This window comes from Arthrobacter sp. R3-55, from assembly GCF_054161505.1.
Window position 1 is genome coordinate 126,428 of sequence record NZ_CP096423.1, and the last position, 16,125, is coordinate 142,552.

14 protein-coding genes are annotated in these 16,125 nt (G+C 63.9%); 11 read left to right on the forward strand and 3 right to left on the reverse strand.

The window, feature by feature from the left end; all coding sequences use genetic code 11:
• Nucleotides 1-93: 93 nt before the first annotated feature.
• Nucleotides 94-1,302, reverse strand: a complete 1,209-nt coding sequence (locus M1D51_RS00625) for a GGDEF domain-containing protein (RefSeq protein ID WP_458108122.1) — start codon at nt 1,300-1,302, stop codon at nt 94-96.
• A gap of 357 nt (nt 1,303-1,659) precedes the next feature.
• Here M1D51_RS00625 and M1D51_RS00630 point away from each other — a divergent pair, with 357 nt between their 5' ends.
• Both M1D51_RS00630 and M1D51_RS00635 read left to right on the forward strand, forming a co-directional pair.
• Nucleotides 1,660-2,907: a WD40/YVTN/BNR-like repeat-containing protein gene (locus M1D51_RS00630; RefSeq protein WP_458108123.1), complete on the forward strand. Its 1,248-nt coding sequence runs from the start codon at nt 1,660-1,662 to the stop codon at nt 2,905-2,907.
• A gap of 7 nt (nt 2,908-2,914) precedes the next feature.
• Nucleotides 2,915-3,202: a MoaD/ThiS family protein gene (locus tag M1D51_RS00635; RefSeq protein WP_458108124.1), complete on the forward strand. Its 288-nt coding sequence runs from the start codon at nt 2,915-2,917 to the stop codon at nt 3,200-3,202.
• Between the two features lie 23 nt (nt 3,203-3,225).
• Here M1D51_RS00635 and M1D51_RS00640 read toward each other — a convergent pair whose 3' ends face one another.
• A complete protein-coding gene (locus M1D51_RS00640) occupies nt 3,226-3,462 on the reverse strand; it encodes a hypothetical protein (protein ID WP_172324574.1) in 237 nt (78 codons plus the stop codon).
• A gap of 227 nt (nt 3,463-3,689) precedes the next feature.
• Between M1D51_RS00640 and M1D51_RS00645 the strand changes: the two genes are divergently transcribed.
• On the forward strand, nt 3,690-6,404 hold the full coding sequence (locus tag M1D51_RS00645) for an FG-GAP-like repeat-containing protein (RefSeq protein ID WP_458108125.1): 2,715 nt from the start codon (nt 3,690-3,692) through the stop codon (nt 6,402-6,404).
• 132 nt (nt 6,405-6,536) lie between these two features.
• Here the strand turns inward: M1D51_RS00645 and M1D51_RS00650 are convergent, their stop codons facing one another.
• Complete coding sequence (locus M1D51_RS00650) at nt 6,537-7,874, reverse strand: MFS transporter (RefSeq protein WP_172324572.1); 1,338 nt, start codon at nt 7,872-7,874, stop codon at nt 6,537-6,539.
• A gap of 205 nt (nt 7,875-8,079) precedes the next feature.
• Here M1D51_RS00650 and M1D51_RS00655 point away from each other — a divergent pair, with 205 nt between their 5' ends.
• From M1D51_RS00655 to pcaC, 8 genes are all read left to right on the forward strand, one after another.
• On the forward strand, nt 8,080-8,850 hold the full coding sequence (locus M1D51_RS00655; RefSeq protein ID WP_172324571.1) for an IclR family transcriptional regulator: 771 nt from the start codon (nt 8,080-8,082) through the stop codon (nt 8,848-8,850).
• A 294-nt stretch (nt 8,851-9,144) separates the two neighbouring features.
• Nucleotides 9,145-10,050: a shikimate dehydrogenase gene (locus M1D51_RS00660; protein WP_458108126.1), complete on the forward strand. Its 906-nt coding sequence runs from the start codon at nt 9,145-9,147 to the stop codon at nt 10,048-10,050.
• Nucleotides 10,050-11,924 carry a bifunctional sugar phosphate isomerase/epimerase/4-hydroxyphenylpyruvate dioxygenase family protein gene (locus M1D51_RS00665; RefSeq protein WP_458108127.1) on the forward strand — a complete coding sequence of 625 codons (1,875 nt, stop codon included), beginning with the start codon at nt 10,050-10,052 and terminating at the stop codon, nt 11,922-11,924. Before M1D51_RS00660 ends, M1D51_RS00665 begins: the two co-directional genes overlap by 1 nt.
• Before the next feature lie 53 nt (nt 11,925-11,977).
• Nucleotides 11,978-12,847: a protocatechuate 3,4-dioxygenase subunit beta gene (gene pcaH, locus M1D51_RS00670; RefSeq protein WP_458108128.1), complete on the forward strand. Its 870-nt coding sequence runs from the start codon at nt 11,978-11,980 to the stop codon at nt 12,845-12,847.
• A gap of 4 nt (nt 12,848-12,851) precedes the next feature.
• Entirely contained in the window at nt 12,852-13,445 is a 594-nt protein-coding gene (pcaG, locus tag M1D51_RS00675) for a protocatechuate 3,4-dioxygenase subunit alpha (RefSeq protein ID WP_458108129.1), read from the forward strand.
• Nucleotides 13,442-14,863 (forward strand): lyase family protein, encoded by a 1,422-nt coding sequence (locus tag M1D51_RS00680; RefSeq protein WP_458108130.1) that lies wholly within the window; start codon nt 13,442-13,444, stop codon nt 14,861-14,863. The genes pcaG and M1D51_RS00680 overlap by 4 nt, the downstream gene beginning before the upstream one ends.
• The gene (locus M1D51_RS00685) at nt 14,856-15,659 is read left to right on the forward strand and encodes an alpha/beta fold hydrolase (protein WP_458108131.1); all 804 of its coding nucleotides are present in this window, start codon (nt 14,856-14,858) and stop codon (nt 15,657-15,659) included. Before M1D51_RS00680 ends, M1D51_RS00685 begins: the two co-directional genes overlap by 8 nt.
• Nucleotides 15,656-16,102, forward strand: coding sequence for a 4-carboxymuconolactone decarboxylase (pcaC, locus tag M1D51_RS00690; RefSeq protein ID WP_458108132.1), 447 nt, complete (start codon nt 15,656-15,658; stop codon nt 16,100-16,102). Before M1D51_RS00685 ends, pcaC begins: the two co-directional genes overlap by 4 nt.
• Nucleotides 16,103-16,125 lie beyond the last annotated feature (23 nt).

Here is a 16,125-nt window from a genome sequence, read left to right on the forward strand (position 1 = left end):
TGATTCACGGGTGGGAATCACTCTCACTTGCCACCCACAGCCTAGGCATAACGTCACACAACGCGGTACCAACGCAGCTGCTGCCTATGTGGATTACGACGGCGGGCGGCTGGCTTCGGGCGCGGGTTCCGTACTTAAGGGCGCGGCTCCCACTACCCGGTTCCGCCCCTGCGCCTTGGCGCTGTAGAGGGCGGCATCCGCCACGTTGATCATGAAAGCGAGGTCCTGGACGTCGGTTCCCGTGGAGGTCACGCCGTAGCTCACCGTCGGGAAGGGCAATCCGTCGGGCCCCCTCATGGACTGCAGGCGGGCACTGATTTCCGAGGCAATATTCTCGGCCCTCTCTTGGGTGGCTCCCGGCAGGAAGAGGACAAACTCTTCCCCGCCGTACCGCCCAACGAGGTCTGTTGACCTCACCGAGGCGGTGCAGGCGGCGGCAAAGGCGCGAAGGGCTGCGTCTCCGGCTGAATGCCCGCGCTCATCATTGATTGCCTTGAAATGATCCAGGTCGGCGAGGATCAAAGCTGCCCCTCGGCCGGACGGCCGTGCAAGGGAGCGGGCTGCCAGGTCCAGGAATGCGCCCCTGTTGAGCAGGCCCGTCAGATGGTCACGTTCGGCACGTTCCCTTAGGCGTTTGATCAACTGCTTGTTGCTGAGCGTATTCATGGTGGAGGACACGGACACCAGGAGCATCAAATGCATGAGGGCCGCCGGCGCGTAACCAAAGAAGTCGAGGAACACCGCGCTGTTGGGCCCGGCTGCCACAAAGGTGATGACGCGGGACAAGTAGTACACGGCAGTCAGCCCGGCGATCACGGACAGGAACGTGGTGATCCGCGAGCGTCCGGGCCTCGCGAACCACAGTTCCACGGCAGCCAGGGTGATTCCCAGCGTGGTCAGGCTGAGGTACGTCAAGCCGCCCGACCATACTCCGGCTCCCGGGTCATCCAGGGTCGAGGCAAGTCCACTGAGCAGGGGTGCCGGCACCAAGAGCCACAAGGGGGCGCGGCGGTCCCTTAGGGTACGGGCTCCCGCCCAGAGGCAATAGGTCCCTGCGACAACCAACGCCTTGCCCAAGGGGTTGGCCCACAGTTGCGAGGCCGTCCCGTTCAGGAGGAAGGCGGCGTTGCCAACAAAGAAGAGGCATAAGGCAACCCGCCACCACCTGGCGTAGGCCGAGTGTCTCCGCTGGGACGACACACAGGAAATGACGATCAGGGTCAGGGTGACCAGGCCGAGGACCATCCTTACGGAGAATGGGTCCAGGACTATTGCTCCCTCTTGCAGCGAAACTGCAACCATGGTGCGGCCCGCTAACGCGCTAGGACCGCGGAGATCTCTGGTGACGGCTTCATGGTTCTCTGACCTCGCAAAACATCTGTTCCCCCAACAATGTTGTTCCGGCCTCGTGGCCGCAAAAGCACAGTCAAGCACGTTTTCCCCGGAGAAGGGGGACGACGGCGTTTCTAGCCCCGGAAAACTTTTTCTCAGTTTTCGCGTCACGATCTGGAGTTTGGCGACACTGTAACCGTAAGGAGTCCTGTGCCCAGAGTTTGAACTCGATGGAAAGTCCGGCCGAACCGACTGCGGGCATCCCAAAACTTCGACTATCCACATACGCCCAAAAAACCGTTGCCACCCACTCACCCCGGTGGTTCGATGGGACTCATGGCAACCGCAGATACCGCAGAGAGTTATGTCCTGGCTATCGGGACCAAGAAAGGCCTGTGGCTGGCAACCAGCCCGGACCGCCGAGCTTGGTCCCTCTCCGGTCCGCACTTCCTGATGAGCGAGATTCCCAGCATCGGGATAGACACGCGGGACGGCAAAACCCGGATCATGGTGGGAGTCCGATCCGAGCACTGGGGGCCCACTGTGGCCCACTCCGACGACCTTGGGACCACCTGGACCGAGCCGGAGCAAGGCGCCATCAAATTCCCGGAGGGCACGGACGCCGCTTTGGAGCGCGTCTGGCAGATCTACCCCGACGCCGACTCGCGCCCCGGGGTTGTCTGGGCCGGGTGCGAGCCAACTTCAGTGTGGAAATCCACCGACGGCGGCGAACACTTCGAGTTGAACCGTGGACTGTGGGACCACCCCCACCGCAGCGAGTGGGGTGCCGGCTATGGTGGCGCGGCGGCGCACTCGATTGTGGTTGATCCGTCCGGCGAGAAAGTCCACATCGCCATGAGCACCGGCGGCGTGTACAGATCGCTGGACGGCGGGACTTCCTGGGAAGCGCGGAACAAAGGGATCTCGGCTTATTTCATGCCCGATCCCAACCCCGAGTTCGGGCAATGCGTCCACAAGATCGCGGCGGACGCCGCCGTCGAGGGCCGTTTATACGCACAGAACCATCACGGCGTGTACCGCTCGGATGACAACGGGGAGAACTGGGAGTCGATTGCTGACGGGTTGCCTGCCGATTTCGGTTTCGTCATGCTGACGCACCCGCGACGCGAAGGAACCGCGTGGGTGATTCCGTTGAAGGCCGACGGCGAACGCATCCCGCCGGACAGCAGGCTCAGCGTTCACCGCACCAATGACGCCGGCAACACCTGGACAGAGCTGCACACAGGCCTGCCGGACCACGAGTACAACGCCGTCCTTCGCGATGCCGCCTCCGTGGATACGGCCGAGCCCGTCGGGGTGTATTTCGGAACCCGTGGGGGCACCGTGTACGCCAGCGCCGACGAGGGCGGCACCTTCACTGAAGTGGCCTCGCACTTGCCGGATGTCCTGTGCGTTAGGGCCGCCGTCGTGGTGGACAACGCCGCAGGACTGGAGGTCCCACTGGCTGCGGCGGAAGCCACTGTGATTGCCGAAGCCGCAGTGATAGTGGAGGCAGCGGCCCAGGAGATTGACCCCACTCCGGGCGATCAATCCAGCGCCCCGGTACCTGGTTAGGCCCGTTGTGGCTGACTTTACGGTCCTGCTGCCTGGTGTCCTGCAGCCCCTCGTCGGCGGACAGTCCTATCTGACTGCGTCCGCCGACGGGGCTGTGACCGTAGGACAGTTACTGGATGCGGTGACCGGAGATTATCCGGTGCTGGCCAGGCGCTTGCGTGATGAAACCGGGTCCCTCCGCCGTTTCGTGAATATTTACGTGAACGGTGATGAGGTCCGGCGGCTGAAGGGGCTTGAAACGGAGGTTGCTGCCGGCCAGGAGATCTTGATTGTCCAGTCCGTGGCCGGTGGCTGAGCGGGGTTTGGGGTCAAGCCGGTTCAGGCGACGCGCCAAACACTGCATTCGTCGGTATTGATGGCTTTCCTCATCCCTGAGGCGTGGTCCATGATCCACACGACGCCGATTCCGGGAGCGGTCTCCTGGACCAGTCCGCGGCGGATGACCACGTCATCGTAGGCAGGTCCTACGGACAGGCGGGCTTCGATCTCGTCTCCACGGTGGAGCTGGCTGATCGCGCGTATACGTGTTGTGTGAGTGGTGACTTCCTTCAACATGGTGGCCTCCTGGGCTGGAGCTTGTGCCTGCACTTGCCGGCTATTCCAGTGTGGCGCGGCATTGTTGCCACGGTATTTCGGTCCGGTTAGGGTCCGGTTAGCATTCCGGGTTGGTTGCATTTCAGGCGACCCAGCCCCGCCTTCCGGGCGTGGCGGGGCCGCGGCTGTAGCCTGATCTCGGTTCTTGAGACTCACAGGAGCCACAGGCTCCGTCCCCGGGAGATTCAATGGGTGTTTTGCGGCGATCCATCGCGCTGTCCACAGGCTTGATGGTGTTTGCCACCGGCCTGTTTTTCGTCCAGGCCCCTGCAACTGCCGTTCCGGTACCAGGCCCGGACAATCCGAATGTCCGGTTCATCGAGGGCACGCCGCGCTCGGACCACACCTTCGAATCGCCACCGGCGAACGACGCACCCAAGGGACAGGCCGACGTCGACTCCCTCCTGCGTGACGGTGCGGCAGCAACCGGCCCCGGCGGGGATATCCGTGTCCGGCTGGTCACGGCAAAGCTCGCCGACAATGCCAACACTGTCTCCATGGCAGACGCCGAAAGGACGGTGGCGGCCACCAGCAAGTACTGGCAGGCGATGACGGCCAACAAATTGTCCATGTCCGTGAACAGCAAGGTTGCCGGGCACCAGTCCAAGGCGAAGTCGAGCGACAGTTACAGCTCCATCATCTCCACCATTACCAGCGAGCTGAAATGGTCCGCCAGCCCCTACACGGCCTTGGTGATCTTCGTTCCCACCACTACGTTGTCCGGGAACGCACTGGGCGCCGGCTACAGCAGCGGCAGTTACAGCGGCCGGGTCCTGATGCCGCAGATCAGCAACTTTTCCAACAACGTGATGAGCCACGAGTTCGGCCACGTGATCGGCATGATGCATGCTGATGCGCTGCAGTGCACCAGTGGAGCCTCCGATGTCGGAGTCAACAGCAACGGCCAATTCACGGATCCGTCCTGCTACATTCGCGAATACGGCGATACTACGGACATCATGGGCGCCGCGCAGTGGAATTCGCCCGTGATCAGTTCCACCTTCTGGGACTACGGCGGACTGGGGCGGGGCGACGAAATCCGCGATACCGGTGTGGCCACAGGCGTCAAGAGCTACACGCTGAAGCCCTGGGGAGGAACCGAGGCGCAGCGAGCCATCAAGTTCACCGATCCCGTGAGCAAGGAGGTCTACTACCTTGAGCTCCGGCAGCCGGTAGGGGACTACGACAACTACCTCTCCGGCGGAAACAAGGGCGTCAAAATCGTCCAACGAGGCGGAGCCACCATCGCTTCCTCGCTGGTTCTCATGCCCAGTACCAAGCCGTTCAACGGGTGGTACAGCCAGAACCACGCCTGGCAGGCAGGCAGCACTTTCACCACCTACACGGGCACCAAGGTGACCATTAACTCGGTCAGTGCCACCTCCGCCACCGTCACCATCAATGCAGATCCCAAACTGAAGACACGGATGAGCTTCTCCGCCGGTGATTTCGATGGCGACAAGCTGGCCGATGTTCTTTCCCGTGAATCGGACGGTTCACTCCTCCTTTACGCCGGCCTGCCCGGAAACCGCCTTGAAGTCCCTGTGCGGATCGGCTCGGGCTGGGACATTTTCAACGCAGTGCTGGGTACTTCCGATTTCAACGGCGACGGCTTCGCGGACATTGTGGCCCGCAGCAGTGACGGTGCGTTGTGGCTCTATCCGGGCAATGGCAAGGGCGGTTTCCTCCCGCGCAGCCAGGCGGGAGTTGGCTGGCAGGGCTTCACCCAATTGGTAGCTCCGGGTGACTTCAACGGCGACGGCCGGGCCGACCTCATCGCTGCCGGCGCCGACGGCCGCCTCTGGCTCTATCCCGGAAACGGCTCCGGCGGGTTCCTTGCCCAGCGTCAGATCGGCCAGGGCTGGGACGTGTTCACCAGTCTTTCCGCGGCGGGCACTTTCGGTGGCGGCACGGCAGGCCTCCTGGCCCGGTCGTCGGACGGCACCCTCTTCGCCTACCCCGGCGACGGCGCGGGCGGGCTCCTGCCGCGTACCGCCGTCGGAAGTGGTTGGAACCTGGCCGGCGACATCGTCGGTGGGCAGGAATTTACCGGTGACGGCAAAGCTGACGTCCTTGCCGTCGGCGCGCGGATGACCCTTTACCCGGGTGACGGGACAGGCTTCGCGGACCGCCTGGTGATCGGAAGCGGTTGGAACCAGTTCAGCCAGGTATGGGAGGCAGGCGACTTCGACGGCGATGCTGCCGCCGACATTCTGGCTCGCGGCGCCGACGGTATTTTGTGGCTCTATCCGGGCAGCGGTTCAGGTGGATTCCTGCCGCGCGTACAGGTGGGGACGGGCTGGAATATGTTCACCTCAGTCCTGAGCGTCGGCGATTTTGACGGCGACAGGCACCCGGATCTTGCGGCCAGGGCCTCCGATGGGACCTTGTGGCTGTACCCCACCGATGGGAAGGGGCAGTTCCTCGCCCGCAAGCAGATCGGCACGGGCTGGCAAGGGTTCACGCAGCTGCTGGCACCGGGTGACTTCTCCGGGGATGGCCGGTCCGACATTCTGGCGCGCGCCGGGGACGGAACCTTGTGGCTCTACCCGGGCAACGGTGCCGGCGGATTCCAGCCATGGAAGCAGATCGGTACGGGTTGGAATATCTTCAACGCCGTGATGCAGGGCAGTGATTTCAACGGTGACGGCCGGGAGGACGTCCTGGCCCGCGGGACAGACGGCGCCTTGTGGCTCTACCCGGGTAATGGCAACGGTGGATTCCTTGCCCGGCAGTACTTGGGCTCCGGCTGGAACATTTTCGGTTCCTTCGCCGCCCTTGGCAACGCTTTCACGGGGACAGGCGATCCGTCCCTTGTGGGCGTGGCCGGTGATGGAACACTGCTGCTCTATTCAGGCACAGGGACGGGGAAGTTCAAGCCAGTGGCCTTGGACCCGCGGTAGCCCGCCCACGGAGTTGTCCACAGGAGAGCCTTCCCACGGGTTCAAGACGAGCGAAAAGCCCGGAGTGTCTGGTGACACTCCGGGCTTTTCGCTGCTTCCCTGGTCTCAGCCCAGCGGGGCTGAGCGCAGGGCTTACGCGTGCTGCGTTTGCTTGGGCAGGCCGAGCTCGGCGGTGGGAGTTTTGGCTGATTCGCGGGCAGTCATGGCAGAGACGGCTGCGATCACGCAGATCACGGCGGTGAAGATGGAAATCTGCACCCAGCCGCCCGGTTTGGTTCCGCCCAGTGCGGTCACGATTGCGGGGGCGAACCCTGCCATAAGGAAGCCGAGCTGGGTTCCGATGGCGAGGCCGGAGAAACGGACCTTGGTGCTGAACATTTCACCGTAGAAGGACGGCCAGACGGCGTTGGCTGCAGCGTAGCCGAAGGAGAAGAACACCACGGAGACCAGGAACATCAGCGGTACATTGCCGCCTTCGAGGGTCAGCAGGAAGACCGGGGTCATGATGGCGCTGGCGAAGGCGCCATAGATAAACACTGGCTTCCGGCCGATCTTGTCCGCGAGCATGCCGAACAGCGGCTGGGTTCCGAGGGCCACCACATTGGCCACAACCACCAGCCACAGGGTGATGGTGCTGCTGACGCCGGCAACATCCTGGGCGTACTTGATGGCCAACGTTCCAAAGACTGTGCTGACTGCGGCGATGAAGGCGCAGCAGACCACGCGGAGAACATCGCGCCAGTGCAGCTTGAGGAGATCGGCTACGGGGAGCTTGGAGATTTGGTTGTTTTTCTTGGCTTCAGCGAAGGCCGGGGGCTCGTGCAGGGTGCGGCGGATGAAGAAGGCCACCAGGACCACCACAGCGCTGAGCCAGAACGGGATGCGCCAGCCGATGCTGTATTTGATGTCGTCGGGCAGTGCCACTACGGGAATGAAGACCAGCGCGGCCAGGATTTGGCCTCCCTGGGTTCCAGTGAGGGTCCAGGACGTAAAGAAGGATCGACGGTTGTCCGGGGCGTGTTCCAGTGTCATGGAAGAGGCACCTGCTTGCTCGCCGGCGGCAGAAAGCCCTTGGCACAAGCGGGCAAGTACCAGCAGGACCGGCGCCCACCAGCCGATGGTCTTGAAGTCCGGGAGGCAGCCGATCACAAAGGTGGCTGCGCCCATGAGGACCAGAGTGAACATCAGGACTTTTTGCCGGCCGATCCGGTCACCAAAGTGTCCCAGAATCACTGCTCCCACGGGGCGGGCAACGTAGGCGAAGCCGAAGGTCGCGAACGACATGATGGCCGCATTGGCATCGGCGGAGGGGAAGAAGACATGGGGGAAGATCAGGGCCGCGGCAGAGCCGAAGATGAAGAAGTCGTAGTACTCGACCGCGCTGCCCAGGAAGCTGGCAAGCGCTGCTTTCTTGGGGGTTCCGGCGGCGGTTTCAGTGCCTGGCGTCGCTGACGGCATTGTTTGGCTCATGGGTGGTTCCTTCTGTGACGACGATGTCGCGAATCTGGCTTCTAGGGGGAGACCCAAGCGAGGTGCGGCCGGTCGATCCCTCACAAGTAACCACATGGTGAGAGCTACTTGTGTAATACAGCAATAGTGGCTGTGAGTGGGGTCACTTGTCAAGAGATGTCACCACCATCTAGAAATAGCTCTCACATTGTGAGAGCATCAAGTCATGAGTGTGAAAGAGGACACAAAGACCGACATGGTCGGCAAGGCCTTGAGCCTGTTGGTTTTACTGGGCAATGAACCGCGCGGGGCGAGCGCGGCAGATCTGGCGAGGAGTGCAAACCTTCCGTTCAGTACCACGTACAGGCTGCTGGGCTCCCTGACGCGAGATGGCTTTGTTGACTACGAGCCCGACGGACGGCGCTATCACCTGGGATTGCGTGTCTTCCAGCTCGGCCAGCGGGTCTCGAATCATCACGGCTTCGCGGCCACCGCATTGCCGGTCCTCCAGAGGGTCACGGAGAGCACGCATGAGGCCACCATCCTCTCCGTTCGGGATGGAAACCATCACCTCACCGTCAATAAGGTGGACGGCCCCAAGACCTTCCGGGTGACCAGCGATCCCGGTCATCTGGGTGCGCTGCACACGACGTCGGTGGGCAAGGCGATCGTGGCGTTCGAGGATGAGATTGAGAGGAAGCGACTCCTTGAGGAGCTCCCGTTGGAGCCGTTGACCGAGCGTTCCATCACGGATCGGGACGCGTTTAGGGCGGAAATTGAGCAGGTTCGCCGCCAGGGCTATGCCGTCATGGACGAAGAAAACGAAATCGGGATGCGCGCCGTCGCAGTCCCTGTCCTCAACTCCCAGGGGCACGCCTTTGCTTCCGTCGCCACGGCGGTGCCGGTGTTCCGGATGAGCATGGAAGAACTGATCGCACACGTCCCCACGCTGCAGGAAGCCGCGGCTGAGTTGTCGGCCCGCCTGCCCCAGCGCTAGCCCTCGTTGCGAGGCCCGCTTTGCGCCCCAAACTCACCCGCAGGTACGCAGAGCGGGCCCCGCAACGCACCCCCCCTTCGTTGCGAGGCCCGCTTTGCGCCCCAAACCCGCCCGCAGGCACGTAAAGCGGGCCCCGCAACGCACCATCACACCAACTATCCATCGCCAAGATGTTCGCGATAAGAACAAGCGTGCGGAATATGAACACTTGTAGTAACCTCAATAACACCCGGTCAGGCGGCGCCCTCCAAAAGTGCCAAATGCCCGCGGTGCTGAAGTCAAAGGAGCTTTAGGATGAGCAACCGAGCCGAGTCCGTTCTGGTGGGCCTCATAGGCGAAGGCGTCATGCCCTCGCTCACGCCGCCCATGCATGAACGCGAAGCCGATGTGCAGGGCCTTCGCTTGCTGTACCGCCCCATCGACCTGCTGGAACTCGCGTTACCGGCCACCGCCGTCGGGGATCTCCTGACCGCCGCCCGGCGCATGGGCTACAACGGCCTCAACATCACGCATCCGTGCAAGCAGTTGGTGCTTGAGCACCTTGATGAAATTTCCGACGACGCCCGTCGGCTGGGTGCCGTCAACACAGTCCTGATCCAGGACAGCCGGCTGATCGGCCACAACACAGACTTCTCCGGTTTCGGCTCGGCGCTCGCTGAGGGGCTCCCGAACGCCACACTGGATCGCGTGGTCCAGCTTGGTGCGGGAGGTGCCGGCTCCGCCGTCGCCTACGCCCTCCTCACCGCCGGCGTCAGTACGCTGGACCTTGTAGACATGGACCCGGCCCGTGCAGCAGAACGCGCTGCGGAACTGGGTGCTCTCTTCCCGGACGCCACGGTCACGCCCCGGAGTACTGCAGAGCTGCCGGGGATCATGCCGCTGGCTGATGGATTGGTGCACTGCACCCCGATCGGCATGGCCGCCCACCCCGGACTTCCCTTGGACATCGAAATGCTGGAACCGCGCCACTGGGTGGCGGATATCGTCTACCGGCCCATCGAAACGCAGCTGGTTCGCCAGGCGCGCGCCAAGGGCTGTGACGTCCTCGACGGCGGCCGGATGGCGGTCGGTCAGGCGGCCGACGCTTTCCAACTCATCACCGGCCGCAAAGCCGACCGGGAGCGGATGCGGGCACACTTCCTTGAGCTGATCGCGGCGGAAGACTCAGCCGCCCCGCAGCTTGCGAAGGCGGGCCGCTGATGCGCACAGGAATCGCAACGGTCTGCCTGTCCGGCACTCTGAAAGAGAAAATGCAGGCCTGCGCCATTGCGGGGTTCGACGGCATCGAGATCTTCGAACAGGACCTGGTCACCTCGCCGCTCAGCCCTGAGGAAGTCCGCAAAATGGCCGCGGATCTTGGCTTGGGCCTCGATCTCTACCAGCCGTTCCGCGACTTCGACGGCGTCACTCCGGACCTGCTGAAGGCCAACCTCAAGCGGGCAGAGGCCAAGTTCAACCTGATGGAACGCCTTGGCATGGACACCATCCTGGTCTGCTCCAACGTTGCCACGGCAACCATCGACGATGATGACCTCCGGGCTGAACAGCTGGCCGAACTCGCCGGGCTGGCGGGGGATCACGGCGTCAAAGTTGCCTACGAAGCACTGGCTTGGGGCAAATACGTCAACGACTACGAGCATGCGTACCGCCTGGTGGAGATGGTGGACCACCCCAACCTGGGCACCTGCCTGGACTCGTTCCACATCCTGTCCCGCGATTGGGACACCGCGCCCATCGAGGACATCAACGCGGAGAAGATCTTCTTCGTCCAGGTAGCGGATGCCCCCAAGCTCTCCATGGACGTGCTCTCCTGGAGCCGGCACTACCGGGTTTTCCCCGGGGAGGGCCAGTTTGAGCTCGCCAAGTTCATGGGCCATGTGGTCCGCGCAGGCTACACGGGCCCGGTCTCGCTCGAAGTGTTCAACGACGTCTTCCGCCAGTCGGACACCGATCGCACGGCCGTGGACGCCATGCGCTCCCTGATCTGGCTTGAGGAGCAGAGTGCCGCATGGCTCGCAAGCACCTCCGCGGAAGGGGGAACCGACGCAAAAGCCGGGCTCCGCCGTCGTTATCCCATGGAACTTGCCACGCTGCCCAAAGTGGACGAGCCCGCCGGCTTCAACTTCGCCGAGGTCAAAGCTGACGACACCGCACAGCTGGAGAAGCTCCTGGGCCAACTCGGGTTCGCGTTCGAGGGGCGGCACCGCACCAAGGACGTCCAGCTCTGGACCATGGGCCAGGCCCGCCTGATCATCAACGAGCAAGCGGCATCCCACGCGGAACCGGCTATCGCCGCTTTGGGGTTCGACGTCGACTCCCCAGTGATTGCCTCCGCCCGCGCCCAGCAGCTCAAGGCACCCGTGGTGGCCCGCAAGGTCCAGGCCAATGAGGAAGTCTTCCAAGGCATCTCCGCTCCGGACTCCACGGAGATCTTCCTGTGCCAGGGAAGCCCGGACGGCACTGCGGCCTGGACGCACGAATTCGGTGAGGGGTTGGACCGGTCCACGGCAACGCAGAACGCCGTGATCGACCACGTGAACCTCGCCCAACCGTGGCAGCACTTTGACGAAGCTGTCCTGTTCTACACCAGCGCCCTTGCCCTGGAACCGCAGCCCTTCGCTGAAGTCCCAAGCCCCAGCGGCCTGGTCCGCTCGCAGGTCATGGAGACCGGCAACGGGGCAGTCCGCCTGGTGCTGAACCTGGCGCCGGCGCAACAAGCCCAGGAAACATCCCGCAAAACGTACCAGGAACACATCGCCTTCGCCGTGGACGATCTCGTGGCCACCGCCCGGTCCGCCCATCAAAGAGGCCTTGAGTTCCTGCAGATTCCGGCCAACTACTACGAGGACCTGGACGCCCGGTTCGATCTTGAACCCGGATTCCTGGCCACCCTCAAGGAGCTCAACCTCCTGTATGACCGGGACGCCAACGGCGAATTCCTCCACTTCTACACCGCCACCGTGGGCAGTGTGTTCTTCGAAATGGTGGAACGCCGGGGCAACTACGACGGCTACGGGGCGCCCAACGCTCCGGTGCGCCACGCCGTCCAATACGACTCGCTCCACCGGGTGTAAACCCACCGCCGCCCCGCAAGCCAAGAGAAACCATCAACCGAAAGGAGCCGGCCGTGCCACACGAACAGACAGCACAGGCGCTCGAATCCGAGGAACTCGTGCCGCCCGCAGAGCCGCAGGCCGCCCACCAAGCCAAAAAGGTGGAAACCCAGGCGGATCTCAGCGCCGAGATCAAGGGCATCGGGGACCGTTACGCCGAGGCGCTGAAGAACGGCAAAGGCCCGGAGACCATGCCGCGGCTGGACTACGCTCCTTACCGCAGCAGCATTCTTCGCCACCCCACCAAGAGCCTGCACCACGCGGACCCGGAAACCATTGAGCTCTACTCGCCGGCGTTCGGACACCAGGACGTGCACGCACTGGAGTCGGACCTGACCATCCAGCACAACGGCGAACCGCAGGGTGAACGCATCATCGTCGCGGGCCGGGTCCTCGATGGAGACGGCCGCCCGGTGGCCGGCCAGCTGGTGGAAATCTGGCAGGCGAACGCATCAGGCCGCTACATCCACAAGCGCGACCAGCACCCTGCACCCCTGGACCCGAACTTCACCGGCGTCGGGCGTTGCATCACCGGCGACGACGGCTCCTACAGCTTCACCACCATCAAACCCGGCGCCTACCCGTGGAAGAACCACCTGAACGCCTGGCGTCCGGCGCACATCCACTTCTCCATGTTCGGCTCGGAGTTCACGCAGCGGATCGTCACCCAGATGTACTTCCCGGGCGACCAACTGTTCCCGCTGGACCCCATCTACCAGTCGATCGTGGACCAGGACGCCCGCGACCGTCTCGTGGCACAGTATGACCACGAGCTCACCAGCCCCGAATGGGCTCTCGGCTATAAATGGGACATCATCCTGACCGGTTCCAAGCGGACCTGGACCGAGAACGAAGCATTCGGCGACGCCGGGGACGAGGAGTAAGCGCATGAGCAAGCTGGCACCCACACCGGGACAGACCGTAGGCCCCTTCTACGGCTACGCCCTCCCCTTCAACAAGGACAACGAACTCCTGGCACCGGGAAGCCCCGGCAGCATCCGCCTCCAGGGCACTGTTTACGACGGCTCCGGCACCGCCATTCCGGACGCCATCCTGGAAATCTGGCAGCCTGACTCCGAGGGCAACATCGTCCAGCGCACCGGCTCCCTGGTCCGCGACGGCTACACCTTCACCGGATGGGGCCGCGGCTCCGTTGGCAACTCGGGCGTGTACACGTTCACCACCGTCAACCCGGGTCCCACGGCTCCGGGGGCGGCAGCGTTCATCTCCGTTGCCGTCTTCGCCCGCGGCCTCATGAACCGCCTCTTCACCCGTGTATACCTCCCGGAAAATGAGGAAGCGCTGGCCAACGATCCCCTGCTGAGCTCACTGGATCCCGAGCGACGCAAGACGCTCATTGCCCGCCGCGACCCGGACGGCGGCCTCACCTGGGACATCCGTCTTCAGGGCGTCGACGAGACTGTGTTCCTGGACTTCCAGCAGGACGGCTCGCTGGACATCAATACGGAAAACCAGGCATGACCAACGGCGACTTCGGCCTCCTCAGCCCCGTCTCGGCGTCGCCCGCTGTGGCCGCGCTGACCGGTGATCGTGCCGTGATCGCGGCAATCCTCGACGTCGAAGCCTCCTGGGCTGCTGTCCTCGAGGAAGCGGGACTGGCTCCCGCCGGATCCGCCGCTGTGGTGGCCGAAGCCGCCAGTGCAGGCTCTTACGACGTCGTTTCCATAGCGGAACACGCGCAGGGCGGCGGCAATCCGGTGATTCCGCTGCTTGGCGACCTACGTGCCCGCGTCCGGGACTTGGACACTGCCGGAATCGGTGCGGCCTCGGCTGTGCACACATCGCTGACCAGCCAGGACGTCCTCGACACCGCGCTCATGCTCCTCGCCAGCCGCACTATTTCTGCCTTGGTACTGGACGTCAAGGGCACGACGACGGCGCTCGCCACCTTGGCGGAACAGCATGCGGGAACGCTGTGTGTGGGCCGGAGCCTGACACAGCATGCCCTTCCGTACACGTTCGGGCTCAGGGCGGCTCAGTGGTTCCAAGGCGTCGCCGCTGCTGCCACTCGATTGGAGTCGCTGGAGTTGCCGGTTCAGTTCGGTGGGGCTGGCGGGACTCTGGCTTCGGGGACCAAGCTGACTGCTGGTTCGGACGCAACGCCGTTTACATTGGCCGACTCACTGGCCGCAAGGTTGGGCCTCGCACCCGCTCCCGCCCCGTGGCACACCAACCGGCTGGCCGTTACTTCGCTGGGCGACGCGTTGGCGGCGCTGCTGGATTCCTTCGGCAAGATCGCCGCCGACCTGCTGTTCCTGAGCCGTCCGGAAGTCGGCGAACTCGGCGAACCCTTGACCGCCGGACGTGGAGTTTCCTCGGCCATGCCACAAAAGCAGAACCCCGTTCTCTCCGTCCTGATCCGCAGTGCAGCGTTGCAGGCCCCGGGGCTCGCGTCCCAACTGCACCTCGCTGCTGCCACCTTCAACGATGAACGCCCTGACGGTGCCTGGCATAGCGAATGGCCCGCGCTCCGGCAGCTCTTGGCGTTGGCCTTGGGGGCTGCCGGACACCTCCGCGAACTCAGCGAAGGCCTCCGGGTCTTCCCCGATGCGATGCGCCGGAACCTCGAGATCTCGGGAGCCCTCCTAGTAAGCGAAGGCGTCTCGGCCGCCGTCGCCCCGCTCCTTGGTGCGGAGGGAAAGCAAAAGCTGCAGGCCGTCGTCGACGAAACCCTCAAAGCGCCCGCCGCTGAACAGTCCCGGATTTACGCCAAACTCCTGCGCGAAGCCGTCCCCGCGGACAAACTTTCCGATGCTGAACTTGAGGCGCTCCTGGACCCGGCAAGCTACCTCGGAGAAGCTCAGGAAATCAGCCGCCGGATCCTCGCGGCCTACCCGAACTTTGCAGCATCATCATCGAAGGGAGCCGCTCGTGGCTAAACCAATCGTCAAGGCCGTGCTGCTCTCCCCGCAGCGCGAACTCGGAACCAAGCCGCTCCTGGTGGTAGGTCCGTCGTTGGGTACCTCCACCATTCTTTGGACCGAAACCGCGGCACTCCTGGGCGACGAGTACGACGTCATCGGCTGGGACCTCCCCGGCCACGGCATCTCGCCCACCGTCACGGAAGGTTTCGGCGTCGCGGAACTGGCGGACGCCGTCGTCGATCTTGTTGACTCGGTTTTGCCGGGTGCGAGCTTCCATTACGCGGGCGTCTCACTGGGCGGGGCCACGGGGCTGCAGCTTGGCATCAAGCACGCCGACCGGCTCCGCAGCCTGTCCGTCCAGTGCAGCGGCGCCAAGCTGGGCACGCCGGAAGGCTGGCTGGAACGTGCCGAAACGGTTCGCAAACTAGGGACTCCGGTGATGATCCAGGGTTCGGCGGAACGCTGGTTTGGCCCGGGTTTCATGGACCGCCAACCGGACATCAGCAGCCGCCTGCTGCACGCCCTCCGCGACGCCGACCGCTTCGGCTACGCGTTCTGCTGTGAGGCCCTCGCCGCGTTCGACGTCCGTGAGCAGCTCGGCAGCATCACCGTCCCCACGCAGGTGATCGCCGGCGTCGAGGATTCAGTAGCACCGCCGTCGATGGCCGAAGCTGTTGCCGCGGGCATCAACGCCGGCGGCGGTACCGCTGAGGTTGTAGTGCTCGACGGCGTCGCCCACCTCGCCCCTGCGGAGGCGCCGGCTGCAGTGGCCGACGTGATGCGCACTTTCATGAAGGAGAACGGACTGTGAGCGCTTTGTCCCCGGACAATTTCGAACGAAATGGTGCCGTGCAGCCTGACTCCACCATCCAGGACCTGTACGACGCCGGCATGGTGGTTCGCCGCGAAGTGCTGGGCGATGCGCACGTGGACCGTGCCAACGCCGGCAAGGACTCCTTTACCGAGGACTACCAGGACATGATCACCAGGATCGCCTGGGGAGGCATCTGGACGCGGCCGGGCCTGAGCCGGCAAATGCGGTCCGCCGTCACCCTCACGGCACTGGTGGCGCACGGTCACTGGGAGGAGCTCGCCATGCACATCAGGGCAGCCCTCAACAACGGCCTGAGCAGGGACGAGATCAAGGAAATCCTGCTGCAGACCGCCATCTATTGCAGCGTGCCGTCAGCCAACTCGGCGTTCAAGACGGCCCAGAAAGTATTCGCCGAGATCGACGCCAACGAACCCAACTAGTCCCCACCGCCACCCAACTAGGT